The sequence below is a fragment of the Bibersteinia trehalosi USDA-ARS-USMARC-188 genome, assembly GCF_000521725.1.
In the GTDB taxonomy this organism is placed as follows: Bacteria; Pseudomonadota; Gammaproteobacteria; order Enterobacterales; family Pasteurellaceae; genus Bibersteinia; species Bibersteinia trehalosi.
Genome location: NZ_CP006954.1, coordinates 1,818,731 through 1,844,465, shown reverse-complemented (window position 1 = coordinate 1,844,465; position 25,735 = coordinate 1,818,731). Strand labels below are relative to the sequence as shown.

Sequence of the window (25,735 nt, the reverse complement as noted above, 5' to 3'; positions counted from 1 at the left end):
AAAACTTAGGAGTAGTTATGCCTATTTTTTCTCCATTAAAATCGACTAACTGGCTGACTTATTTTGTAGCAGGATTAGTATTATTGCTTGATTTTTATCTGGTGGTATTAATGTATTCACAAGGTGAATATCTATTTGCAATCTTAACGCTAGTTATTTTAACCTCAGGCATTTATATCTTTACAAATAAAGATGCTTACGCTTGGCGCTATGTCTATCCAGGCATGTTAGGGATGGTTATTTTTATTTTATTCCCATTAATTGCCACAATTGCGATTGCTTTTACGAACTATAGCGGTTCAAATCAGCTTGCTTTTGAGCGGGCAGTCACGGTACTGTCTGAACAGCGTTATTTTTCTGGTGATAAATATAATTTCTCACTATATCCACAAGCAGATAATCAATATCGCCTTGTCCTAGTGAATCCGAATACGGAACAAACACTTGTCTCTGATAAATTTAATTTAGCTATTGAAAAAAATATTGCTGTAACAGAACAATCCCTTCCTGACGGCGAAAAAGTCCCGCTTAAATTTATTACTCAAAATCGTGCAATACTTCAATCAATAAAGGTGATTTTACCTAATCATAATGAGCTAACAATGAGCTCATTGCGTCAATTTTCAGAACAAAAAGCTCGCTATCAATTTGACAATGAAAACAGGGTATTAGTGAATAATGAAACTGGTAAATTGTATCGCGCGAATGATGAAATTGGTTTTTTTCAAGCAATAGATAGCTACGGTAATTGGTTAGATGAAAAGCTCGAACCTGGCTATACCGTAACTACTGGCATTAATAACTTTGTTAAAATTTTTACAGATGAAGGGATTCAAAAGCCCTTTATACAGATTTTCATTTGGACGGTTTTATTCTCTTTATTAACAGTTGTTTTTACTGTTTTACTCGGCATGGTATTAGCCTGTTTAGTACAGTGGGATGCGCTGAAAGGTAAAGCAGTCTATCGGTTATTACTCATATTACCTTATGCTGTTCCTTCATTTATTTCTATTCTTATTTTTAAAGGCCTATTTAATCAAAGCTTTGGCGAAATTAATATGATTTTAAACCAATTATTTGGTATTAGCCCAGAATGGTTTAATGATCCATTCCTAGCTAAAGTGATGATTCTTATTGTGAATACTTGGCTAGGCTATCCTTATATGATGATTTTATGTATGGGGCTATTAAAAGCTATTCCTGCAGATCTTTATGAGGCTTCAGCAATGGATGGTGCTTCCACATGGCAAAACTTTAGTCAGATTACCTTCCCATTATTGTTAAAACCGCTCACACCATTAATGATCGCCTCTTTTGCTTTTAATTTTAATAATTTTGTTTTAATTCAATTATTAACCAATGGTCGCCCAGATATGATTGGCACAACTACTCCGGCAGGTTATACCGATCTATTAGTGAGCTATACTTACCGCATCGCATTTGAAGGCAGTGGTACACAAGATTTTGGCCTGGCGGCAGCCATAGCAACCATTATTTTCCTACTAGTTGGTGGGTTAGCATTGTTAAATATTAAAGTTTCAAAAATGGAATTATAAATAATTGAGATAGTTAAATTCCAAATTAAGGAGCATATATGGCTATAGTTCAATCTAAATCCATACGTTATCGAGTATGGGCAACACATTGTATTTTAATTTGTTTTCTTGCACTGATTATTTTCCCCTTACTCATGGTGATTGGCATTTCGTTGCGTCCTGGTAATTTAGCTATTGGTGATATTATTCCAAGCCAAATATCTTGGGAGCACTGGCAGGCTGCATTAGGTTTTAATGTTACTCACGCAGACGGTTCAGTTACTCCTCCACCATTCCCTGTATTACGTTGGCTATGGAATTCAATTAAAGTGGCAACCATTACATCTATCGGAATAGTGACATTATCGACTACTTGTGCTTATGCTTTTGCACGAATGAAATTTAAAGGAAAAAAAACAATTTTGCAGAGTATGCTTATTTTCCAAATGTTTCCAGCCGTGCTCTCTTTAGTTGCATTATATGCACTTTTTGATCGTCTTGGGCAATATGTACCATTTCTTGGTTTAAATACTCATGGAGGGATTATTTTTGCTTACTTAGGTGGAATAGCTTTACATGTTTGGACGATCAAAGGTTATTTTGAAACTATTGATGGCTCTTTAGAAGAAGCCGCTGCACTAGATGGCGCAACTCCATGGCAGGCGTTCCGGTTAATTTTGCTGCCCCTTTCTGTGCCTATTTTAGCTGTTGTTTTTATTCTGTCATTTATTGCAGCAATTACCGAAGTTCCTGTTGCTTCGCTTTTATTACGGGATGTAAATAGTTATACCCTTGCGGTAGGCATGCAGCAATATCTCTATCCACAAAATTATTTGTGGGGCGATTTTGCTGCGGCTGCGGTGTTATCTGCTATCCCTATTACTTTAGTCTTTTTATTAGCTCAGCGTTGGTTAATTGGTGGTTTAACTGCGGGCGGGGTGAAAGGCTAGAATGATACCTCAAAGGGCCCACCTTGGGGATTTTGTAAAATTTTATTTAAAACTCACCGCTTGTAAGTTTGTATTTGGTCAATTTAATACTCTGAGTATTGCTATGAATAAGTCATTTCTTTATCTCTGCTTATTTGGTGTATCAAATTTATTTGCACAATCTTGGCAACATGCTCATTTTGGTACTTTTAATGATGATGCAGAGCATCATTTATTCCAAAGCTCAGCCATGCTAACCAAGGGGAATTACCCGCTAAATTTTCTGTTTGGGGAGCGGTGTTATCAGCCTCAAACAGTAATGAAATTGAATCAAAGTATGCCGCTTGTTCCTTGCACAGCGGATATTCCAAGCATTCGCCTATTCCGCCAAGGAAATTATCGTGCTCAAATTGATATGCACAATAGTATACCTACACTAAAAATCCATTTAGAACAATTGCCTGAAAATACAAATGCTGAGTTGCCTTGTCCTCGTTGGAATCATACTCCCCTTGAAATTGATGTTTCTGCAACTTTTTCAGAGGGAGATATTGTGCGGGATTTTTATTCAGGTCAACACGCAGTGGTTAAAAATGGCAAAATTACTTTAATGCCAGCAGAAAACGCAGATGGTTTATTATTGTTAGAAAAGCTTGAGAATCATCAGCAAACGGTATTTGATTGGAAAAATGCTACCGTTTATTTTGTGCTAACTGATCGATTTTATAATGGGGATCCAAGCAATGATCATAGCTATGGTAGACGTAGTGATGGTATGCAGGAAATAGGTACATTTCATGGCGGAGACTTAAGGGGATTAACTGAAAAGTTAGATTACTTACAGCAGCTTGGTGTCAATGTATTATGGATTAGTTCACCATTAGAGCAGATTCATGGCTGGGTAGGTGGTGGAAATAAAGGGGATTTTCCGCATTATGCTTACCACGGTTACTATCATTTAGATTGGACAAAAATTGATGCCAATATGGGCAGTGAAGCCGATTTAAAAAATCTAGTGCAACAGGCTCATCAACGTGGTATTCGTATTCTATTTGATGTTGTGATGAATCATACAGGCTATGCAACGTTAGCGGATATGCAAGAATTCAATTTTGGTCGTTTTTATTTAAAATCAGAGGAAATATCCAGTGTATTAGGTAAAAATTGGACAGATTGGCAACCGAAACAAGGACAAAATTGGCATAGCTTTAATGATTTTATTCATTTTAGTGATGAGAAAGCGTGGGAAAATTGGTGGGGAAGGGCATGGGTGCGAGCCGATATTGGCGACTATGACAGTCCGAAGTTTGATGATTTAAAAATGTCGTTATCAGCCCTACCTGATCTTAAAACCGAGAGTGAACAAGCGGTTCAATTACCTCAATTTTTTGCAAATAAAGGTACAAATGCCCAAACGCTAGAAAATGGTAAAGTGCGTGATTATTTAATTAGTTGGCTTTCCCATTGGGTTCGTCAATATGGTATTGATGGCTTTAGGGTAGATACAGCAAAACATGTTGAAAAATCAACTTGGCTAGAGTTAAAACAAGCTTCTGAACAAGCGTTAAAAGAATGGCAGCAAGAAAATCCAAAAGAAAGCTTTAATGCGCCTTTTTGGATGGTTGGTGAAGCTTGGGGACATGGTGTATTTCAAAGTGATTATTATCAAAATGGCTTTGATGCGATGATCAATTTTGATTTTCAAGATCAGGCTAAAAATGCATTAGCATGTTTTGCGGATATTGAACCAGCTTACCGCGAAATGAATGATAAGTTACATAGTTTCAATGTATTAAGTTATTTATCTTCGCATGATACTCGATTATTTTTTCATTCAGATAGCGAACAAAATATTCATAAACAGAAAGTAGCTGCAAATTTATTGTTGCTGTCACCAGGAGCTGTTCAAATTTACTACGGGGATGAAAGCGGTCGGGAATTTGGTGCAACAGGTTCAGATCCGGTGCAAGGTACTCGATCAGATATGAATTGGCAAGACTTACAACAGGATCCAGCCAAAAAGGCGCTGCACCAGCACTGGCAAAAATTAGCGCAGTTTAGACAACGTCACCCTGCCATTGGCGCAGGTAAACATCAATTGCTTAGTACTGCGCAATATTTTGCTTTTAGTCGCATATTAAATACTGATAAAGTTATGATTATATGGGCTGGCCATTAAATGTTAGTGATAGCCCATTAAATTTAGTAGCTCCTTAGTATAATTTATTGCTTCTTGGCGATTTGTGACGGCAATTTTTTGATATAAATTGCGAATATGCGTTTTAATTGTTGTTGCGGCAACTTGTAGCTCATCTGAAATTTGCTCATTGCTATAACCAGAATAGATTAAGCCTAAAACTTGCCATTCTCTTTGTGTTAATGGGCTAATTTTTAGGAGCTCTGGTACTTTTGGATTTTTCAGTAATTGATTAACAAAATTTTCATCAAAATGGGCAAATTTATGCCGATAGAATTGATTTATATTTCTTAAGATAAATTGCGCTTTATATAGTGCTAATTCATCTAAAATATTTAATTGTAACAAATGGCGAATTTGTTGAGCCATAATATCACCTTCAATGACGAACGCACTGATACAATTAGTCTGGCGTATTAACTTTAGCGCATTAATGAGATCTTGTTGCGCAAGTTGTTTCTCTCCTTGTAAATAATATAAACGATTGCGCAGAATTAAATTATAATTTAGATCATTAATCAATGAGAGCTTCTCAGCAGTAAAAATTAATGTATTCAGAATATCTCTAGCGCTTTCATAGTCTCCTGATAAAATTTTTGCTCGTACGATATTTCGCCATTGTATTTGTGTAAAATGGTTTTTATTCGAAACAGGGGATGGATTTTGGGCTAACCAATTTTGAGCTGCAGAAATATTATTAGTCATTTGCCAATATAACATTCTTACTTGATCTGCGTTTGCAATCCAGTCATGATGATAAGCATGTGAGCGCTCTAGCTGTTCTACTTCATTTAATAAGCGAGCAGTGTTATCTAAATTTCCTCTCACCAACGAAATTTTAGTTAATAGTGTTAAGCATTGTAGTTGATCTTCAATATTGGATAAAACCTCCATGCCTGCTGTTGCCATTGATTCTGCTTTATCTAGATTATACCATTCGCATAAGATCTTCCCTTTTGAACGTAATAAGAATTCATACATTGGAATTTTTTGGAGATGATTTTCTTTCACAAATTCACTTGCTCTGTCTAAGGTTTCATAAGCAACTTGTGAGAAACCTTGGGCAAGTAAAATTTCGGATTGCTGCAATAAAGACCAGAGAATATGGTGATAAGTATGATGCTGACGCGCCATATTTTCAGCTTTTTGTAGCATAGCTAGTGCTTCGGCAAGGTTACCTTGGCAATGATGTGCTTCACCAATAATAGATATAGCAACAATATAGGCATAATAGGCATTTTCGGATAAGTCTTTTAATGCCGTGGTTGCTAATTGAAGTGCAGTTTCTTCATCGCCATAATTAATGGCGACTTGTGCACGTAATACGTTAAATTCGGCATTCGCTGTTTTACTCAATTCAATTCTGTTTTCAGTTAGAGCTTGAGAAAATGCGGCGAGAATTCCACTAACTTCTGTATAGCGATGTTGGCTTTGTACAAGCCAAGCTTTTAATAATACCAAATTGGTATGTTCGTGTAAGTGTGCATAATCTAAGTTGTTTAAGCTTTCTTCTAATAATTTCAATTCACCTTGGTGAAAGACTGTCCAAGCATGTTCTTCTAAAATACTTAATAGTAATTCTCTATCTGAAAGCTGCATCGCATGGTGCAATGCTTCGGTTACATAACCGAGTTTTAACCAAGCTGAAGCAGCTTTATGATGTAACTGAGGTAATTCTTCATATAATTCTTGTTGGCTGCAAAAATTGAGGAAGGAAGCAAAAAGAGGATGAAATTTCCACCAACTATCATCAAGTGTTTGCCATTTATCATTAACCATCTGTTGTAGGAATAGCCCTTGTTTTTCAAGTGATTCTAGCTTTTGCAGGCTATTAGGTTCCCCCGTAACAGCTTGTACTAAGGATTTATTCATCGAATGCAAAATAGAACAACGTAGAATAAATAAGCGCGTATCTTTATCAACTTTATTGAGCACTTCATCGGCTAAGTATTCATTAATATGGAAACTATTTGATTTAGATAAGCGTTTAGCAATATCTTGCAAAGGAACTTGCCAAGCGTGTGATTTATTTTTGGCAAAAAGGCTAATTAATTGTAATGCTGTTGGCCAGCCTTCAACCTCATTGCATAATGCAATAATATCTTGTTGCTTTAATTCAGTACCTAATCTGGCTTGGAAAAATGCGATACTTTCTTGATGATCAAACATTAACTGGTTGATATCTATTTCTAAGAGCTGCTCTTGGACTCTCAAGCTGGCAATGCTTAATGGAGGAACTGAACGAGATATGAGGATTAATGTCATATTAGCAGGTTTGTGTTTAATCCAATATTTCAATGCTTCGTGGATCTCCTCATTATCAATGCAGTGGTAATCATCAATAATTAAATAGAAGTGCTGGGGAAATTGTGAGGCTTTGATAAGTAATTGATTAAATAATGCAAATAAATTTGCTTGATGATTTTCTTCCAATAATACATCGGTTTCAGTATTTATGGCTGCATGCAGTGCGGCACTGAAGTAGGCAGCAAAACGTTCTGGATTATTATCTCCTTCATCTAACGCATACCATCCTATATTTTTTTTCCCTTCACTCCATTGCGATACGAGAGTTGTCTTTCCATAGCCAGCAGGAGCACTTACCAATACAACAGGATATAGCGACGATTTATTTAATTCCTGAATTAAACGTGTTCGGGGAATACTATTCTGTAAGCGAAAAGAACAAATTAGTTTTGATGGTATTAACATATAAATGTGACTCTCCTCTAATTGTACTAGGACTCAATACATGTAATGAACGAGCCCGTAGGATGATGCCTCATCCTTCTGTCTTTTTACTCCATCCTATCACTCATACCGTATAAGTATGGACAAGGATGATTTGATTTTTATTTGATGAAACATAATACACGACAGTTAATTTTTACTAGGAGATTCCTATGGAATTTAAAGCTATTGTTGAAAAATACTGTCGTTATTTTGATGTTATTGGGCCTGAAAAACTCTCTTTGCAGCAATGGTATCATATTGTTGCAGAAGGTTCTCTTGAACTTATTTATCAGCGACCACCAGTACAAGTTGATGGGACTCGTCATGTAAATTATTTATCAATGGAGTTTTTGATTGGGCGTTTAACGGGCAATAATTTACTTAACTTAGGTTACTATGAACAAGTTCGAGATTATCTTAAACAATATCAGATTGAATTAGTAGATATTTTAGAACAAGAACGTGATCCAGCCCTAGGGAATGGTGGATTAGGGCGTTTAGCTGCTTGTTTTTTAGACTCAATGGCAACATTAGGACAACCTGCCACAGGTTACGGTCTGCATTATCAATATGGTTTATTTAAGCAGCATTTTGAAGATGGGCAGCAACAAGAAGCCCCAGATACTTGGAATCGTGATCATTACCCTTGGCATCGCTTCAACCCAGCCAAAATTCATCAAATTAGCTTTGGTGGAAAAACTAAGCATATTCAAGCAGATCAGTATGAATGGACTCCTAAGCTTACTCTTCAAGGTAAAGCATTCGATTTACCTATTGTGGGTTATAAAAATAATATTGTTCAAGTATTACGCTTGTGGCAAGCAGATAGCGATCAGGCATTCGATTTCTCAGCATTTAACGATGGAAAATTTTTAGCGGCTGATAAAAATATTGTTAATGCCGCGGCTTTAACACAAGTGCTTTATCCAAATGACAATCATAAGGCAGGGCAAAAATTACGTTTAATGCAGCAATATTTTCATTGTGCGTGTTCTGTGTCTGATATTTTAGAACGCCATCTTGCAGCAGGCTATCCATTAGCAGATTTAGCGCAGCATCAAGTTATTCAGCTAAATGATACTCACCCAACTTTGGCGATCCCTGAGTTAATGCGCTTACTATTGGATGAGCACCATTTTACTTGGAAACAGGCGTGGGATATTTGTTCAAACACATTTGCTTATACTAATCATACGTTGCTACCAGAAGCTCTTGAGCAGTGGGATCAACGCTTATTCAAGCAATTATTGCCTCGTCATTATCAAATTGTAGAAAAAATTAATCACTTATTCCATGAACAGGTGAAATCCATGTTTGGTGATAATGCTAAAGTATGGGAAAAACTTGCAATACTTTTTGATTATCGAGTGCGTATGGCAAATCTTTGTGTTGTCACTTGTTTCCGTGTTAATGGTGTTGCACAAATCCATTCTGATCTGCTAATTAAGGATCTCTTTCCAGAATATCATCAGCTATTTCCAACAAAATTTTGCAATGTGACGAATGGTGTGACGCCCCGTCGTTGGATTCGACAAGCCAATCCACAGCTCAGTAGCTTGTTAGATCATTGCTTAACGCAAGATTGGACAAGAGATCTTGAACTCTTACAAGGAATAGAAAAATATGTAGATGACATTGGATTTCAAGATAAATATCAGCAGATTAAAACAAATAATAAAATCATTTTGGCAAATGAAATAAACCAAACATTAGGATTAAATGTTAATCCTAATGCTATCTTTGATGTGCAGATTAAACGTTTTCATGAATATAAACGCCAACATCTTAATCTGTTAAATATTATTGCTACTTATCAGGCAATTAAAGAAAATCCAAATCAAGAATATACTCCGCGAGTATTCTTATTTTCTGGTAAAGCTGCGCCAGGCTATTTTTTAGCAAAAAATATTATCCATGCGATTAATAACGTAGCAAGGATTATTAATAGCGATAAACAGGTTAATGATCGTTTACAAGTTGCATTCTTACCAGATTATCGAGTTAGCCTTGCTGAAAAAATTATTCCTGCGGCTGATGTATCAGAGCAAATATCTATGGCGGGTAAAGAAGCTTCGGGCACAGGTAATATGAAATTGGCTTTAAATGGGGCATTAACCTTGGGAACATTAGATGGGGCGAATGTTGAAATTGCAGAAATGGTAGGAGAAGAGCATATTTTTATTTTCGGGCATACGGTTGAAAGCATTCGTGAGTTACTCGCAAGTGGTTATCAGCCTAAGGCATATTATCATCAAGATATGGTGTTAAAAGCAGCTGTGGATTTTCTGGCAACGGGCAAAGCTTCAAAAGGTGATAAAACAACCTTCAAGCTAATGTTAGATAGTCTCTTAGAGCAAGACCCTTTCTTGGTTTTTGCTGATTTCGATAGCTATCGTCAAGCTCAAGCTAAAATTAGTCATGCTTATTTAAATCAGCAAGCTTGGGTACGCAGCGCAATTTTAAATACAGCTCGTTTAGGCATATTTAGTTCAGACCGCTCAATCAGAGATTATCAACAACGAATTTGGCAAGCTAAATAATAATGCTACTAGATGGCTTCTTATTTAGGATATGTTGAACATAAACTTAATGAGAAGCCACTTATTTTCTATGCTCTTTTTTAGGAGAATAATTATGAAAACAATAGAAAGACAGTGTGCTTATGCAGGTATTTTGCCCTATTTTTTTGATGAGAGAGGAATAAAAAAATGGGCAAGATTAGATATAAAAAAAGCGTTGCTTAAAACTTTTAATCACCATTCAAATAGCAATTTTACTCCCATTCCTAGTGTAAAAGTTTTTTACCAGCACCAACCACATTTTTTACCTTTAAACTTAGCAAATAAAAAACAGCCCTTAATTGGTACTTGGCAATTACAACTGGAAAATAGTACACAAATAGTTCAAGGAAAAATAAAAAAACGCGGTATCGCATTACCAGACCATTTGCCTTTGGGCTATCACCAATTAAAAATAATAACAGCTAAGCAAACATTTAATTGCACTGTCATTGTGGCACCAACATGTTGCTATCAACCTCAAGCACTACAGGAACATAAAAAATTATGGGGAACATTTTTACAGCTTTATACCTTAAGATCTGAGAAAAATTGGGGAATTGGTGACTTTGGTGATTTAAAAGATTTTATCCAAAATATTGCGCGACATCAGGCTGATTTTGTCGGTTTAAACCCTATTCACTCATTATTTCCTGCTAATCCTGAGGCTGCCAGTCCTTATAGTCCTTCCTCACGGCAGTGGATAAATATTGCTTATATTGATATTAACCAGCTAATTGAATTTCAGCAAAATGATGAAGCTCAGGCTTGGTTTAATTCAGCGGAAATTCAGCAACAATTAACTCAATTACGTCAGCAAGATTGGTTAGATTACAGCAAAATTTTGCCCTTAAAATTGAAAGGACTGCATTTTGCTTTTGCAAAATTTCAGCAAAATTCAACCGCTTGCTCGGATACTGCGTTTCATGAGTTTATAAAAAAAGGTGGCGAGGGTTTACAAATTCAAGCGACTTTTGATGCCCTACACCAGCATTTAGCCAATCAATATAAAGAGCAATGGGGGTGGGATTTCTGGGCAAGAGAATATCAAGATTATCATTCCGCAGCAGTGCAACAGTTTCGTGTTACACATAAAGATGAGATCGAATTTTATATATGGCTGCAATTTATTGCCGATCAGCAGTTAGCTGAATGTGATGCCATGTGCCGAGAGAAAAATATGCGCATTGGGATGTACCGAGATTTAGCAGTGGGAGTAAGTCATAACGGCGCAGAAACTTGGGGGGATAAACCGCTTTATTGTTTAAAAGCTTCAATTGGGGCTCCGCCTGATATCTTGGGACCACAGGGGCAAAATTGGGGACTCACGCCAATGAATCCGCATGTATTAAAACAGCGTGCTTATCAGCCGTTTATTGAGTTGCTTAGAGCAAATATGCAACACTGTGGTGCATTGCGAATCGATCATATTATGTCTTTATTGCGTTTATGGTGGATTCCGAAAGGTGATAGTGCAATTAATGGCGCATATGTAAGCTATCCTGTTGATGATTTAATTGCAATTTTAGCTTTAGAAAGCCAGCGTCATCAGTGTCTGATTATTGGAGAGGATTTAGGTACAGTCCCTAAAGAAATTGTCAGTAAACTTAAGCATGCGGGTATTTTATCGTATAAAATTTTCTATTTTGAGTTTGATGAACAGGGGCGAAGTCGAGCGCTAAACCATTACCCTTACCAAGCCATGACAACGTTAAGCACGCATGATTTACCTACTATCTATGGTTATTGGCAAGGTTATGATTTCGAATTAGGCAAAAAATTTGGTGTATATCCAGATACTAAGATACTTACCATCCTACAAAGCCAGCGTGTGCAAGCAAAAGAAAAAATCTTGCAGCGGTTAAAACAATATGGTGTACCTTTCGAGGCAGATATTACGCCACAGCTGAATTCTACGGTTAATACGCAATTTATTCATCAGCTACAACGCTATGTCGCGCATGTAAATAGCGGCTTGTTTGGATTTCAACCGGAAGATTGGTTAGCAATGAGTGAACCGGTAAATATTCCTGGTACAAGTACACAATATGCTAATTGGCGCCGGCGCTTAGCTAAAAATATTACGGATATTTTTGCAGATAATGAAATTAATACATTACTGAATGAGGTGAATAAGATTCGTAAAACTGACTCATGTACTTAGTGAAAATATTAGAACATGCGGTGGCTTGATTAACTACCGCATATCTGGCAGTTATCCTAGTGCCACATCAAGTACCATCATTAATACAAAGCCAAGCATCAATGATAGGGTTGCAATATCGGTATTACCGTTGCTTTGGGATTCAGGAATCAGCTCTTCTACCACGACAAAGATCATAGCCCCAGCTGCAAAGGCGAGAGCATAGGGTAGAATTGCTGTCATTGAAAGGACAAAAATGGCGCCGAGTACGGCCGCAATCGGCTCAACCACTGCTGACATAGAACCATAACAGAAGGCTCTCCAACGGCTAGCCCCTTCCCCTCGAATAGGCATAGAGAGCGCAGAGCCTTCAGGTATATTCTGTAAACCAATCCCAATAGCTAAGCCAATTGCCCCCATTAATGCCGCAGAGGTATCTGTGACAGAAGATAATGCACCGAAGGTAACACCAATCGCTAACCCTTCAGGAATATTATGGATAGTAATGGCAAGGAATAATAGCATCGATTTAGATAAATTTTTATGTGCTATTACGCCTTCAGCATCAGTGATCGAAGTCTTATCTAAGTGCAAATGGGGGACAAGATAATCAATTAAACGAATAAAAAATCCACCCGCTAAAAAACCAATGGCAGCTGGTAACCAATTCCAATCTCCATAACCTTTTTCCGCATATTCCAATGACGGTTCAAGCAACGACCAAAAACTTGCTGCAATCATTACTCCGGCTGCAAACCCCATCATAGAGTCCAGCCATTTTTGATTAACTTGTTTAAAGAAAAAGACAAATGCTGAACCGAAAATAGTACAACCCCATGTAAAAAGCCCCGCGATCAGCGCCTGACTCGCAGGGTGAAGTGTAGAAAAATAATCTAACATCCCTGACCTATTATTTAATTAATTTATTTACCGAGTTAGGGCAACGCCAAACTCAATCCTTGTTAATTCAGTTTAATTTGTTTTTGGTTGTAATACACTAAATATTTCTCGATTTCAGTCTATAAAATTTTGCTATGAAAGTGCTATTTGGGGTGGAATAGTCTCTGATTTCAAAGCAGCAGCGCAACCACTAATTTATTCGGATAAACATCCTAGTGATTTTATTGAGTTAATATCCAAATGCCGGTTTTTTGGAGAATTCTAGTTGGATTACATTATGAAGAAATACATCACATTAGTCGCATTTTTTAGGTGGTTTTCTATTTGTTATTATCCTTTTTGTCATACTGACTATACCAACAGCTTATTTGGAAAAGAAAATACCTTATTAAAACCAAGTGTGCAGTGGGAAGAGTGTTTTATATCACAAACACAAAGTACAAGGGATGAATTCGCTGATTACATATTTTTGCAATCTGGCAGCATCTTTTTCCGTAGGAGTGTTCCTTGTTTATGAAAATGGCTGGGTTTGGGTTAATGTAATAACAGCAGTGATTGCTGGTATCTTTATATGCTATGTATTGAGGAAAGGAGGGCAACAAGCGGTCTAGTATTGCAAAATAATTGCAAAATCTGACCGCTTGTTAAGGAGATTAAATTTTCGTTTTATCTCTCACCGCCCCTTTATCCGCAGAAGTTGCAAAATGTCCATACACTTTTAACGCAAAGGAGACTTCACGTTGGCGGTTGGCAGGCTGCCAGCCTTTGGCATCTTGTTCTGCTCGGCGTGCATCAAGCTCGGTTTGTGGCACAATCAGTTCAATGCTGCGATTTGGAATATCAATTTCAATCTTATCGCCATCTTTCACTAAGCCAATCACACCGCCAGCAGCAGCTTCTGGGGAACAGTGTCCGATAGAAAGTCCTGACGTGCCACCTGAAAAACGTCCATCGGTTAATAACGCACAGGCTTTGCCTAAGCCCATTGATTTGAGATAGCTAGTTGGGTAAAGCATTTCTTGCATACCCGGCCCCCCTTTCGGGCCTTCATAGCGAATCACGACAACGTGGCCTGCACGCACTTTACCGCCTAAAATACCCGCAACGGCATCTTCTTGGCTTTCAAATACAATGGCTTCACCGCTGAATTTGAGAATGCTTTCATCTACCCCTGCGGTTTTTACAATACAGCCGTCCATTGCGATGTTGCCTTTAAGCATGGCTAAACCACCGTCTTGGCTATATGCAAATTCTTTTGAGCGGATACAGCCGTTTTGGCGGTCATCGTCCACGTTATCCCAACGGCAATCTTGTGAGAAAGCTTTGGTGGTGCGAATGCCTGCTGGCCCTGCTCGGAAGAATTTATGCACAGCTTCATCTTGGGTGAGTTTAATATCATATTTGGCAATCTGTTCGCCAATAGTCATACCCAATACGGTGCGAGTTTGGTTATTGAGCAAGCCGGCACGGTCTAATTCGCCCAAAATTGCCATAATACCGCCTGCACGGTGTACATCTTCCATATGGTATTTATTGGTATTTGGAGCCACTTTGCTTAAACACGGCACTTGGCGAGATAAGCGGTCAATATCTGCCATGGTGAAATCCACTTCCGCTTCTTGTGCAGCCGCTAATAAGTGTAAAACGGTATTGGTTGAGCCGCCCATCGCAATATCTAAGCTCATCGCATTATCAAATGCCGCTTTGCTCGCAATAGAACGAGGCAGAACCGATTCATCATCTTGCTCATAGTATTTTTTGCAAAGCTCAACGATTTGCGAACCTGCATCTAAGAAAAGCTGTTTGCGGTCAGCGTGGGTTGCCAGCATTGAGCCGTTACCCGGCAAACTTAACCCCAAAGCTTCGGTTAAGCAGTTCATTGAGTTAGCGGTAAACATACCCGAGCAAGATCCGCAAGTAGGGCAAGCTGAGCGTTCAATAATCGCCACATCTTCATCAGAGGTTTCAGGGTTTGCGCCATGAATCATCGCATCCACTAAATCTAAACGAATAAGCTGATCAGAAAGTTTCGTTTTGCCCGCTTCCATTGGGCCGCCTGAAACGAAAATAGTCGGAATGTTTAAACGCAATGCTGCCATTAACATTCCCGGTGTGATCTTATCGCAGTTAGAAATACAGACCATCGCATCAGCACAATGAGCATTTACCATATATTCTACGCTATCAGCAATTAAATCACGGCTTGGGAGCGAATAGAGCATACCGCCGTGTCCCATTGCAATCCCATCGTCCACTGCAATGGTATTAAACTCTTTTGCCACTCCGCCTGCTTTTTCAATTTGTTCAGCAACCAATTGCCCCATATCTTTTAAATGAACGTGTCCCGGTACAAATTGGGTAAATGAGTTTACTACCGCAATAATCGGCTTACCAAAGTCGTTTTCTTTCATTCCTGTCGCACGCCACAATGCACGTGCACCTGCCATATTACGACCTTGTGTGCTGGTCGCTGATCTTAATTTAGGCATAATCTACTCCAAGTTTTAAATGTTGTGTTTGTGTAAAGAATCGGATTGTAGCGGTTTTTTGTAAAAGATAAAGGAAATTTGAGCGCTTGTTAGGGTAAGTAAAATATACCGTTAGCACTACAATTACTTTTCTTCCAAATTCTTAAGTAACTCCAACTAGCTGAAAGAGTAAGATGGAATTATTTGTTTCCTAAAATAAATTCAACAGCCATTTGTGAATGGAGCTGTGCCGTATCAAAAAACGGGAGTGAGTGATCGTGTTGTTGCACCAGTAACCCAATTTCAGTACAACCTAAAATCACGCCTTCTGCGCCTTGAGTGGCTAGCTTATCAATGACGCTAAGGTAAAAAGCTTTGCTTTCAGGCAGACATTTTCCTAAACACAGTTCTTCAAAAATAATACGATGAATTTCTGCTTGTTCGACAAGCGTTGGCATGATGGCTGTAATACTACGCTCAAGTAGCCCATCTTGGTAAAAAGGATCTTGCATAGTAAATGCTGTGCCGAGTACGCCAATTTTATGTAAGCCCTGTGCTTTAATTGCCTTAGCTGTAGCATCTAGAATATGCAGAAAAGGGATATTAATAGCAGCTTGAATCTCAGGGGCATTTTTATGCATAGTGTTGGTGGCAAGCAAAATAGCCTCTGCCCCCATCTGCTCTAAGCGTTTTGCAGATTTTGCTAGAATTTTGCCCGCTTGTTGCCAGTTTCTATTTTTTTGGCATTGCACAATATCTTCAAAATTTACACTATCAAGCAAAATGGGCGCAGAATAATTTCCTCCTCTTACTTGATTAACTAATCGATTAATTTCTATATAGTAGGTTGCCGTACTTTCTGGCGACATTCCACCAATTATGCCAAGAGTCTTCATTTTACTTCCTCTAGGTTAAACATAAGGCAGACTTATGTCTGCCTTAAGATTGCTTCAGTCAAGCTTATTCTGCTTTGGGTTTGATTAATGCATAAGTGACACCAGTGATAACTGAGCCGATTGCAATGGCTGCAATATACATCACAGGAGCAGAAACAAATGGAATCACGAATAAACCACCGTGTGGGGCTTGAAGCGTAATACCTAAGCTCATAGAAATTGCACCTGCGACAGCACCGCCTAAGATAGAGGTACCGATTACACGTACAGGATCGGCTGCAACGAATGGTAATGCACCTTCTGAGATGAAGCATAAACCTAATACAAAGGCTGGTTTACCTGCATCACGTTGGTTTACGGTGAATTTATTGCGTGCAATCATTGTTGCAATTGCCATACCGATAGGCGGAACCATACCTGCTGCCATGACCGCAGCCATTGGGGCATATTGTTGTGAAGCAATTAAGCCCACGCCAAAGGTATAAGCGGCTTTATTCACTGGGCCGCCCATATCCACACACATCATCGCGCCTAAAATAGCACCTAAAATAATAGCATTGGTTTGTCCCATATTGTTCAACCAAGCCACAAGGCTATCCATTAACGCTTTCACTGGTGGGTTGATGAGATAGATCATCGCAAGACCTACAATCGCTGTGCCAAGTAAAGGCAAAATTAAAATCGGTTTAAGTGAGGCAAAACTTGGAGCAAGTTGGATCTTGTCATTTAAGAATTTCACCACATAACCCGCTAGGAAACCGGCAAAGATACCGCCTAAAATCCCTGCGCCTGCGGTTGTGGCTAACATACCGCCAGTTAAACCGACGGCTAAACCTGGACGGTCTGCAATAGAGTAGGCCACATAACCTGCGAATACTGCAATCATTAAGTGGAATGCCGCACCACCACCGATATCCATCAACGCTTTTGGTAAGCCGAATGCAATTGATTCATCTTGGAATGCGGTATGACCAAACATAAAGGAGATCGCAATTAACAAACCGCCTGCGACTACGATAGGCAACATATGCGAAACACCGGTCATTAAGTGTTTATACACACCTTTTTTCTCTTGGCTTGCAGATTCATCATTAGCTTTTGCTGTTACTGCACCGCCTGTGTAAACTTTGGCTTCTTTGAAAGCTTTATCAAATTCTTGTGCGGTTTTCTTCAAGGCTAAACCAGTAGAAGTACGATACATCGGTTTGCCTTCAAATTTGCTTAAATCCACATCAATATCGGCAGCAACAAACACTAAATCCGCCGCAGCGACTTCCTCTGGGCTGATTGGATTACCTGCACCCACTTGACCACGAGTTTCTACTTTCACATTCCAGCCCTGTGCTTTGGCATAGTTTTCAATTGCCTCAGCAGACATAAAGGTGTGTGCTACACCAGTTGGGCAAGCGGTAACGGCTACGATATTTTTTACACCGCTAGTTGAAACGGCTGTTGTTGTCGCATTTGCAAAAATTTGAGCAGAATAAACCGCTTGTTGTAATGCTGATTCAGGCTGAGCAAAAGCCTGATCTAAATTGAGCACCGCCCCTTTTTTACCTGCGGCTTGGGCTGGAATTTCATTATCAAATAGCACCACGAAATCAGCAAGTTCTGCTGAAACTACGTCATGCCCTTGTTGTTTTGCAGCCGTAGCCAGCACTTCGCCCACTAAAAATTGGCGAGCTTTGCCGACATTGGCAGGAAAAAGAAATGAAATGTTCATTTTTGAGTTCCTTTTGTTAATGTTGAAAATAACTTTAAATCTCCCCTCTTATCCCCTCTTTTTCAAAGAGGGGACGATCATTCGTGTGTAGAATAATGCACTGAGCAACGATTAATTACTGAACGATCACCCCCTCTTTGAAAAAGAGGGGGAGGGGGGAGATTTTAAATCTCTGTGATTTCCACTTGCTGAGCAAGACTATCAATCACACTGCGATCTGCCACGCCCACATTGCTTTGTGCAACGGCATTGGCAGAGGTTGCAGAAGCAAATTTCAAGGTTTGCGCTTTATCCCAGCCTTGTGCAAAGCCGTAGATTAAACCTGCGACCATTGAATCCCCTGCACCCACAGTGCTGACCACATTTTCACAGCGTGGTGGACGAGCAATGAGCACACCTTCATTATTGACCCAAATTGAGCCTTGTTCGCCCATTGAAACGATCACGTTTTCAATACCTTTATTGCGAAGTTCTTGGGCGGCAGCGATGACCTCATTAAGATTATCCAATTTACGACCGACTAACACTTCCAATTCACGGCGGTTTGGTTTGACTAACCAAGGGTGTGCTTTTAAACCTTCGGTGAGTGCTTGATTGCTGGTATCTAATACAATTTTGATACCTTGATTATGCAGTGTTATCAACCACTCTTTGAATTGTTCTGCCGATACACCACGAGGCAATGAGCCACAGACAGCGACTAAATCAAATTGACTTTCCCAGCTTTGAGAAAGCGCAGAAAACTTACGCCAATCATTGGTGCAAACTTCAAAACCTAAGAAGTTTAAGTCGGTCACATCAGCTTCGGTTTCTGTGATTTTTACGTTAATGCGCGTTTTGCCATTGATACGATAAAAGTCATCAACCAGCCCATTTTTGGCAAAAGATTGCACAAAATCACCCTGATTTTCTTCGCCTAAAAAGCCAGTAACGGTTAAATTCGTGCCAAGATCGGCAAGCACTTTGGCAACATTGATGCCTTTACCCGCAGGGTAGATACCAAGCGTTTCAACGGTGTTCACTTCACCAATCTCAATTTTTGCTAAACGCCCGACTAAATCAAAAGCAGGGTTAAGCGTAACGGTTGCAATACGTTGCGTCATCTTATTCTCCCAATCCTGCTTCAATCGCTTTACCAATGCCTTCCAACGCTTCTTTGGCTTGCTCACCACTTGCCACAAAGCGTAAGTGATGGCCTTTGGTTACGCCTAATGCCACGATTTTCATCATACTTTTCGCACTGACTAAATCGCTATTGCGATCAACGTTTTGTACTTTAATATCGGCATTATATTTTTTCGCTTCTGCTACAAGCATTGCTGATGGACGAGCGTGTAAACCGTGTTCGTTACGAATCACAAAAGTGGCTTCTAGTTCGCCATTGTTTGCCACAATTTCACTTGTATTTGCAGAATTTTGCGGATTTTCAACCGCTTGTTGTGCAGCGGATTGCTCAATAATATCAGCTTCACCTGGTACAAAGCTCACGGGTTCGCCTAAGCCATTTTCAAAGCCAGCTTTAATCGCTTCAATTGCCGCTAACGCTTGCGAACCTTCTGCAGTAAAGCGTAATTTGCTACCTTTCACTGCACCGAGCGTTAAAATTTTCATCGTAGATTTGGCACTTACTGGGGCTGTACCACGATCTAAATTTTCAACGGTAACATTTGCATCAAAGGCTTTCACAATTTTGACTAATTCTGCTACTGGTCGAGCGTGTAAACCGTTGTCGTTACGCAATGTAAATGTACCAATCACTTTTTCCGCATTATTGCTTGCAACTTCTGCTACCACATTTGAGGCAACACCAAATAATGCCAGAATTTGCTCAGCCGTACCCGACGTTAAAATTTGCTGATTATCTTGATTGAATAATTTTGCTAATTCACTTTCCAATGCATTATCCACTGCGCTAACAGACACAACTGTTTTGCCTGATTGACTACGAGCCACTGCAATACCATTTTGCACATTGCCTGTTTGTGCATCGCTGACGAAAAGATTCGCATTTAATGCCAATGGCTGACTTGCCACTGCTTGGCTAATAAATTGCGGATTAGCGTAACCAAGTTCTGTTAATTTACCTGCATTGATGGCTGAAAGGGTAATTAAACTTTCGCTGTGCGCATTTAAAGAAATGAGTTCAGCAGAGATGATAGGAAGGGCTTTTTTACCTGAAAGCGTTGCAATAAATTCATCTAAATTTGCCGTTTTTGCGAGTGTTTCTGCCGCTTGTTCATCGCTTAATACGGAAGTTAATTGACGAAGTAGAGCAAGGTGTTCATCAGATTTAGCGGCAATCCCAATGACCACATAAGCGATATTGCCTTCACCCCATTCCACACCTTGTGGGAATTGATAAACTTGTACGCCTGTATTTTTTACAAGATCACGAGTCTCTAATGTCCCATGTGGAATCGCAATACCGTTGCCTAAGAAAGTGGACGTTTGGTTCTCACGAGCAAGCATTCCATTTTCATAACCCTCAGCAACATTGCCGTTTTTCACTAAGCCTGCCGCCACTAAGCGGATAGCTGTTTCTTTATCAGTAGCAGAGCCATTTAGGCTGATGTTGGATATTGAAAGATTAAGCATTTGGGCTCCTTCATAAATTTTGTTTTTGAAAAAATTTGCAAGATTTTACTTTATTTTTTGCTAAACCGATCTAGCAATGAATAACAAAAAAATCCCTTTTTGTGATCTGACTCACAAAAAAGGGATTTTTTTAAGATACGATTTCGTTTGGCATAAAGAAATAGGCAATTTCGCGTTTTGCTGAAAGTTCAGAATCTGAGCCATGTACAGAATTCTCGCGCATACTTAAAGCAAAGCGATCACGGATTGTGCCTTTTTCGCGTTTTGCTGGATCAGTTGCACCCATTAAATCGCGATAGTGTTGCACGGCATTTTCGCCCTCTAGCACAGCCACAACAATCGGTGCAGAGGTCATAAACTGAACCAATGGTTCAAAAAAATCTTTGCCTTGGTGTTCAGCATAAAAGCCACCAGCCTGCTCTGCATTTAAATGTAACATTTTCAGAGCCTTAATCTTTAATCCACCTTTCTCAATTTCAGCCAGAATTTGTCCAACTAAATTACGACGAGTGGCATCGGGTTTGATGATAGAAAGAGTCTGTTGGATCATACTTTTCATCTCCTCTATAAGGGGAATTATTACCCATGATAGTGATATATCCTGCGGTAGGTAAAAGTTCCTACCGCTTATAAATGTTTGGATAAATTATTTGACCTGCATACCTGCTGTCACACCACTGTCAGCATCAAGCAAGAAGAGATCTGAACCACCTGTGCCAGCAGATAAGATCATACCTTCTGAGATGCCAAACGACATTTTGCGTGGAGCAAGGTTAGCAATCACGACAACAAAGCGTCCAATCAATGCTTCTGGATTTGGATAAGCGGCTTTGATACCTGAGAAAACTTGGCGTTTGTGATCACCTAAATCTAATTCAAAACGCAACATTTTGTCCGATTTTGGCACAGCTTCGCAGTGAATCACTTTTGCCGCTCGCAGATCTAATTTAATGAAATCATCAATGGTGATTTCTGGGGCGATTGGCTCAATTTGGCGTTCAGTTTGGTTTTCACTTGCGGTCATTTTTTCCTCTTTTTTTGCAGATTTTTGTTTATTTTGCTCCGCTTGCACACTTTCAGCAAAGAGTGCTTTGGTTTCGTCAATCACTGCGTCAATTTGTTTTTTGTCTAAACGAGTAAAGAGTGATTTAAACGGTGCAATGCTGTGGTTAAACAGTGGGGTATCAATGTTATCCCAACGCAATTCGGTTTGTAAAAATGCTTCGGCACGCTCAGCCAATTTTGGTAACACGGGTTTGAGATAGCTCATTAACACACGGAATAATTCCAAGCCCATTGAACAAACCGCTTGTAATTCCGCTTCTTTGCCTTCTTCTTTGGCAATTACCCAAGGGGCTTTGTCGTCAATATATTTATTCGCTTTATCGCATAAAGCCATAATTTCACGGATCGCTTTATTAAACTCGCGTTTTTCAAAACTCGCTGCGATCTGCTCTGATTGTGCAACAAATTCGCCGAATAATGCGGGATCTTCAAGTTCTGCGGCAAGCTTGCCTTCAAAGCGTTTACTGATAAAACCTGCGGTGCGAGAAGCGAGATTAACCAATTTATTCACGATGTCGCTGTTTACACGTTGTACGAAATCATCAAGGCTGAAATCCAAATCTTCAATGCGGTCATTGAGTTTTGCCGCATAGTAGTAGCGTAAACATTCAGGATCAAGGTGTTTAAGGTAGGTGCTTGCTTGAATAAAGGTGCCACGAGATTTAGACATTTTTTGCCCATCAACAGTAACATAGCCGTGAGCAAAAACATTTGTCGGCTTACGGTAGCCAGCGCCTTCTAGCATTGCAGGCCAGAAAAGGCTGTGGAAATAGACGATGTCTTTACCGATAAAGTGGTAAAGTTCAGTGCCTGAATCTTTTTGCCAAAACTCGTCAAAATTCAAACCAGTACGGTCGCATAAGTTTTTAAACGATGCCATATAGCCAATTGGTGCATCAAGCCATACATAGAAGAATTTGTTTGGTGCATCTGGAATTTCAAAGCCAAAATAAGGGGCATCACGGCTAATATCCCACTGCTGTAACCCGCCTTCAAACCACTCTTGCATTTTATTGGCAATTTCAGGTTGTAATGAACCCGATTTTGTCCACCCTTTCAGCATAGCTTCAAAGGCTGGCAGATCAAAGAAAAAGTGTTCCGAGTCTTTCATTTCAGGGGTTGCACCTGAAATAGCCGATTTTGGATTGATTAACTCTGTTGGGCTATACGTTGCAGCACACACTTCGCAGTTATCACCATATTGATCTTCTGCTTTACATTTCGGGCAAGTGCCTTTCACAAAACGATCTGGCAAGAACATCTGTTTTTCAGGGTCAAACAGCTGAGAAATGACTTTGCTTTTAATAAAACCGTTGGTTTTTAAGGTGTTATAGATATGGCGAGTGATCGCTTTATTTTCTTCACTGTGGGTAGAATGATAGTTATCAAAGCTGATATTAAAGCCAGCAAAATCGGCAACGTGATCGGCTTTTGCCTTTTCAATCAGTTGTTCAGGGGTAATGCCTTGTTTATCGGCATTGAGCATAATTGGCGTGCCGTGTGCATCATCTGCACAAACGAAATGCACTTGGTTGCCTCGCATACGTTGAAAACGCACCCAAATATCCGCTTGGATATGTTCAAGCATATGCCCTAAGTGAATTGCGCCATTCGCATAAGGCAAGGCACAAGTAACAAGAATTTTACGGTTTGACATTCTTCTTTCTCTTCTACATTCAAAATAGACAGATTGTAGCGGAAAAGGGCATTGTTGGGTAGGGCAAGCGAAAACAAGCGGCAGGTTTTTGCAGAAAATTTGCAAAAAACTACCGCTTGTATAAAACCATCAGTAGAGCATTAAACTAATGAAAGAGATCTCTTTGTGCTTTTACTCCACGTTTAAACTGAGCAAGAGTGAGTAGCACTAAAATTGTACAGTAGATACCAAAGACAACAATGAGCCACTGCGGCATAATCAATCCTAAAAATTCCCAAGAGATTTTGCTACAGTCGCCGCTGGCAGCAAATAAACTTGGGAGCCATTTATCAAGAGGCAGGGTTGGCGGGAAATCTAAAAAAGGGGAACAAGTATTCCAAGGTGCGGGGTGGAGTTGATAATCTGTGTGTTTGATGGCAAGCATTAAACCTTTAATCGCACCAAACAAGCCAAGTAGTAAAGCTCCCCAACGGATAAGGAAAAAGCGTGGCGCAATAATGCCGATTGCTCCTGCAGCTAAGATGGCAAGTAGCGCTAAACGTTCATAAATGCACATCACACAAGGCTGCAAGCCCATACCATATTGAAAATAGAGTGCAGCGGTTTCTAAGGCTAATGCGCTTAGAATACAAAGTAACCAAGTACTGCGACTAAGAGAGAGTTTTTTTAACCATGCAAACATAATATCCCCTTGTTAGCGGGTAACTATCCATCCAAAATCAAGCATAAGCTGGGTAAGAGGTTGGAGTAAAAATTCAAGAGCCAAGAAGCCCACTATAGATAAAACGGCAGTATAAGGCAATGCCATATATACCATTCTGCCATAAGATAAGCGAATGAGTGGCGCAAAGGATGATGTTAGCAGGAATAAGAAAGCTGCTTGACCATTTGGGGTTGCTACGGAAGGTAAATTCGTCCCCGTATTAATTGCGACAGCAATAAGATCAAACATTTCTCGGCTAATAGTGCCGTTTTCAAGCGCGGTTTTTGCTTCATTGATATAAACCGTGCCGACAAAGACATTATCAGAAATGCTGGATAAAACGCCATTGAATATATAAAACCAAGCAAGCTGTGAATTGGGCTCACTGGTTAGCACAAAATGAATAATTGGTTCAAATAGGTTGAGATCAACAATTACTGAAACAACAGAAAAAAAGACGACTAATAGGGCTGTAAATGGCATAGATTCTTGGAAAGCTTTGCCTAAAGAGTGCTCATCAGTTACCCCATTAAAGGTGCTACAGAAAATGATCACACTTAAGCCGATTAAGCCCACTTCAGCGAGATGGAAAGCCAGTGCAATCACAAGCCAAATACCTGCAATTGCTTGGAAAACCAATTGCATACGGATTTGGGGACTCATTTCTTTTTCTTTACGTAGATTATATTGAGCTAGGATGCTCCAAACTTTGCGAGGCAGGCGGTCGCCATAACCGAATAGTCGATATTTTTCTAGGAGATAACATGTTAGAGCACCGCAAATGAGCACCAAAAGACCGATAGGCGATACGCGTAGGAAAAATTCGCCAAATCCCCAATTAGCTTGAGCGGCAATAATTAAATTTTGAGGTTCTCCAACCATTGTCATTACGCCACCTAGCGCGCTACCTACAGCGGCATGCATTAATAGGCTACGTAAGAAGCCCCGAAACTGTTCTAAAATTTCTCGATGCGATTTAATATTGTCGTCATTGCTGATATTTTCATCATCGTTATCAACATCTTCTAAACCGCCACCGGAGGCAACTTTATGGTAAACCTTATAGAAGCCCATACCTACACTGAGGATCACTGCGATCACGGTTAGAGCATCTAAAAATGCAGATAAAAAAGCAGCGCTTAAGCAAAAGGCAAGAGAGAGCGTTTTTTTGGAGTGGATAACGAGGAGTAGCTTAGTAAAAACATATAGAAGAAGGCGTTTCATAAAGAAAATGCCCGCAACCATGAACATTAACAGCAAGATGACTTCAAAATTCGCCATAATTTCATGCTTAATATGCTCTGGGCTTGTCATTCCGATCGCAACGGCTTCTATTGCTAAAAGCCCACCAGGTTGTAATGGGTAACATTTAAGTGCCATTGCTAAAGTAAAAATAAATTCAGCAACCAGTAACCAACCTGCGATAAAGGGGCTAATGAAAAAGTAAATGATAGGGTTAAGGATAAGGAAAATAAGAATCGCGGATTTGTACCAGCTAGGGGTTGAACCCAGAAAATTCTTGTGAATAGTTTGGAACGAGTTCATAGGATTATGCCACAATTATAAAACTGTGTGGATTGTAATATAGTTTCGATTAAACGATAATAGTTAGGTTCTAAATTTTTATTATAAA

General features: G+C 39.5%; 16 protein-coding genes. 5 read left to right on the top strand and 11 right to left on the bottom strand.

What is annotated here, in order from left to right; all coding sequences use genetic code 11:
* Positions 1–17: 17 nt before the first annotated feature.
* The 3 genes from malF to F542_RS08285 all read left to right on the top strand — a co-directional run bounded on the left by malF (position 18) and on the right by F542_RS08285 (position 4,643).
* A complete protein-coding gene (gene malF / locus F542_RS08295) occupies positions 18–1,556 on the top strand; it encodes a maltose ABC transporter permease MalF (protein ID WP_025267293.1) in 1,539 nt (512 codons plus the stop codon).
* Positions 1,557–1,594: 38 nt separating this feature from the next.
* Positions 1,595–2,485 (top strand): maltose ABC transporter permease MalG, encoded by an 891-nt coding sequence (malG, locus tag F542_RS08290; protein WP_025267292.1) that lies wholly within the window; start codon positions 1,595–1,597, stop codon positions 2,483–2,485.
* A gap of 103 nt (positions 2,486–2,588) precedes the next feature.
* The gene (locus F542_RS08285) at positions 2,589–4,643 is read left to right on the top strand and encodes an alpha-amylase (protein ID WP_025267291.1); all 2,055 of its coding nucleotides are present in this window, start codon (positions 2,589–2,591) and stop codon (positions 4,641–4,643) included.
* A gap of 3 nt (positions 4,644–4,646) precedes the next feature.
* Here F542_RS08285 and malT read toward each other — a convergent pair whose 3' ends face one another.
* Positions 4,647–7,373: an HTH-type transcriptional regulator MalT gene (gene malT / locus F542_RS08280; RefSeq protein ID WP_025267290.1), complete on the bottom strand. Its 2,727-nt coding sequence runs from the start codon at positions 7,371–7,373 to the stop codon at positions 4,647–4,649.
* A 191-nt stretch (positions 7,374–7,564) separates the two neighbouring features.
* Here malT and glgP point away from each other — a divergent pair, with 191 nt between their 5' ends.
* Complete coding sequence (gene glgP, locus F542_RS08275; RefSeq protein WP_025267289.1) at positions 7,565–9,934, top strand: glycogen/starch/alpha-glucan family phosphorylase; 2,370 nt, start codon at positions 7,565–7,567, stop codon at positions 9,932–9,934.
* 94 nt (positions 9,935–10,028) lie between these two features.
* Positions 10,029–12,116: a 4-alpha-glucanotransferase gene (gene malQ / locus F542_RS08270; protein WP_015431950.1), complete on the top strand. Its 2,088-nt coding sequence runs from the start codon at positions 10,029–10,031 to the stop codon at positions 12,114–12,116.
* A gap of 51 nt (positions 12,117–12,167) precedes the next feature.
* Here the strand turns inward: malQ and F542_RS08265 are convergent, their stop codons facing one another.
* The 10 genes from F542_RS08265 to nhaB all read right to left on the bottom strand — a co-directional run bounded on the left by F542_RS08265 (position 12,168) and on the right by nhaB (position 25,647).
* Positions 12,168–12,995: a ZIP family metal transporter gene (locus F542_RS08265; protein ID WP_015431951.1), complete on the bottom strand. Its 828-nt coding sequence runs from the start codon at positions 12,993–12,995 to the stop codon at positions 12,168–12,170.
* Positions 12,996–13,648: 653 nt separating this feature from the next.
* On the bottom strand, positions 13,649–15,484 hold the full coding sequence (gene ilvD, locus F542_RS08260) for a dihydroxy-acid dehydratase (RefSeq protein ID WP_025267288.1): 1,836 nt from the start codon (positions 15,482–15,484) through the stop codon (positions 13,649–13,651).
* 179 nt (positions 15,485–15,663) lie between these two features.
* Positions 15,664–16,359: an aspartate/glutamate racemase family protein gene (locus F542_RS08255; RefSeq protein WP_015431953.1), complete on the bottom strand. Its 696-nt coding sequence runs from the start codon at positions 16,357–16,359 to the stop codon at positions 15,664–15,666.
* A gap of 64 nt (positions 16,360–16,423) precedes the next feature.
* Positions 16,424–18,082, bottom strand: coding sequence for a fructose-specific PTS transporter subunit EIIC (locus F542_RS08250; protein WP_015431954.1), 1,659 nt, complete (start codon positions 18,080–18,082; stop codon positions 16,424–16,426).
* Positions 18,083–18,246: 164 nt separating this feature from the next.
* Positions 18,247–19,185 (bottom strand): 1-phosphofructokinase, encoded by a 939-nt coding sequence (gene fruK, locus F542_RS08245; RefSeq protein WP_025267287.1) that lies wholly within the window; start codon positions 19,183–19,185, stop codon positions 18,247–18,249.
* Between the two features lies 1 nt (position 19,186).
* A complete protein-coding gene (gene fruB, locus F542_RS08240; protein WP_025267286.1) occupies positions 19,187–20,677 on the bottom strand; it encodes a fused PTS fructose transporter subunit IIA/HPr protein in 1,491 nt (496 codons plus the stop codon).
* Between the two features lie 130 nt (positions 20,678–20,807).
* Complete coding sequence (gene ndk / locus F542_RS08235; RefSeq protein ID WP_025267285.1) at positions 20,808–21,227, bottom strand: nucleoside-diphosphate kinase; 420 nt, start codon at positions 21,225–21,227, stop codon at positions 20,808–20,810.
* 96 nt (positions 21,228–21,323) lie between these two features.
* On the bottom strand, positions 21,324–23,399 hold the full coding sequence (gene metG, locus F542_RS08230) for a methionine--tRNA ligase (RefSeq protein WP_025267284.1): 2,076 nt from the start codon (positions 23,397–23,399) through the stop codon (positions 21,324–21,326).
* Positions 23,400–23,544: 145 nt separating this feature from the next.
* The gene (gene dsbB / locus F542_RS08225) at positions 23,545–24,081 is read right to left on the bottom strand and encodes a disulfide bond formation protein DsbB (RefSeq protein WP_025267283.1); all 537 of its coding nucleotides are present in this window, start codon (positions 24,079–24,081) and stop codon (positions 23,545–23,547) included.
* Positions 24,082–24,093: 12 nt separating this feature from the next.
* Positions 24,094–25,647 (bottom strand): sodium/proton antiporter NhaB, encoded by a 1,554-nt coding sequence (nhaB, locus tag F542_RS08220; protein WP_025267282.1) that lies wholly within the window; start codon positions 25,645–25,647, stop codon positions 24,094–24,096.
* Positions 25,648–25,735: the final 88 nt, after the last annotated feature.

What these genes read in the sequence shown, in the direction of transcription:
- dsbB (WP_025267283.1), bottom strand. Translation starts at nt 24,081, where the DNA reads ATGTTTGCATGGTTAAAAAAACTCTCTCTTAGTCGCAGTACTTGGTTA.
- F542_RS08265 (WP_015431951.1), bottom strand. Translation starts at nt 12,995, where the DNA reads ATGTTAGATTATTTTTCTACACTTCACCCTGCGAGTCAGGCGCTGATC.
- F542_RS08285 (WP_025267291.1), top strand. Translation starts at nt 2,589, where the DNA reads ATGAATAAGTCATTTCTTTATCTCTGCTTATTTGGTGTATCAAATTTA.
- F542_RS08255 (WP_015431953.1), bottom strand. Translation starts at nt 16,359, where the DNA reads ATGAAGACTCTTGGCATAATTGGTGGAATGTCGCCAGAAAGTACGGCA.
- fruK (WP_025267287.1), bottom strand. Translation starts at nt 19,185, where the DNA reads ATGACGCAACGTATTGCAACCGTTACGCTTAACCCTGCTTTTGATTTA.
- ndk (WP_025267285.1), bottom strand. Translation starts at nt 21,227, where the DNA reads ATGATCCAACAGACTCTTTCTATCATCAAACCCGATGCCACTCGTCGT.
- malQ (WP_015431950.1), top strand. Translation starts at nt 10,029, where the DNA reads ATGAAAACAATAGAAAGACAGTGTGCTTATGCAGGTATTTTGCCCTAT.
- F542_RS08250 (WP_015431954.1), bottom strand. Translation starts at nt 18,082, where the DNA reads ATGAACATTTCATTTCTTTTTCCTGCCAATGTCGGCAAAGCTCGCCAA.
- malF (WP_025267293.1), top strand. Translation starts at nt 18, where the DNA reads ATGCCTATTTTTTCTCCATTAAAATCGACTAACTGGCTGACTTATTTT.
- fruB (WP_025267286.1), bottom strand. Translation starts at nt 20,677, where the DNA reads ATGCTTAATCTTTCAATATCCAACATCAGCCTAAATGGCTCTGCTACT.
- glgP (WP_025267289.1), top strand. Translation starts at nt 7,565, where the DNA reads ATGGAATTTAAAGCTATTGTTGAAAAATACTGTCGTTATTTTGATGTT.
- malT (WP_025267290.1), bottom strand. Translation starts at nt 7,373, where the DNA reads ATGTTAATACCATCAAAACTAATTTGTTCTTTTCGCTTACAGAATAGT.
- malG (WP_025267292.1), top strand. Translation starts at nt 1,595, where the DNA reads ATGGCTATAGTTCAATCTAAATCCATACGTTATCGAGTATGGGCAACA.
- ilvD (WP_025267288.1), bottom strand. Translation starts at nt 15,484, where the DNA reads ATGCCTAAATTAAGATCAGCGACCAGCACACAAGGTCGTAATATGGCA.
- nhaB (WP_025267282.1), bottom strand. Translation starts at nt 25,647, where the DNA reads ATGAACTCGTTCCAAACTATTCACAAGAATTTTCTGGGTTCAACCCCT.
- metG (WP_025267284.1), bottom strand. Translation starts at nt 23,399, where the DNA reads ATGTCAAACCGTAAAATTCTTGTTACTTGTGCCTTGCCTTATGCGAAT.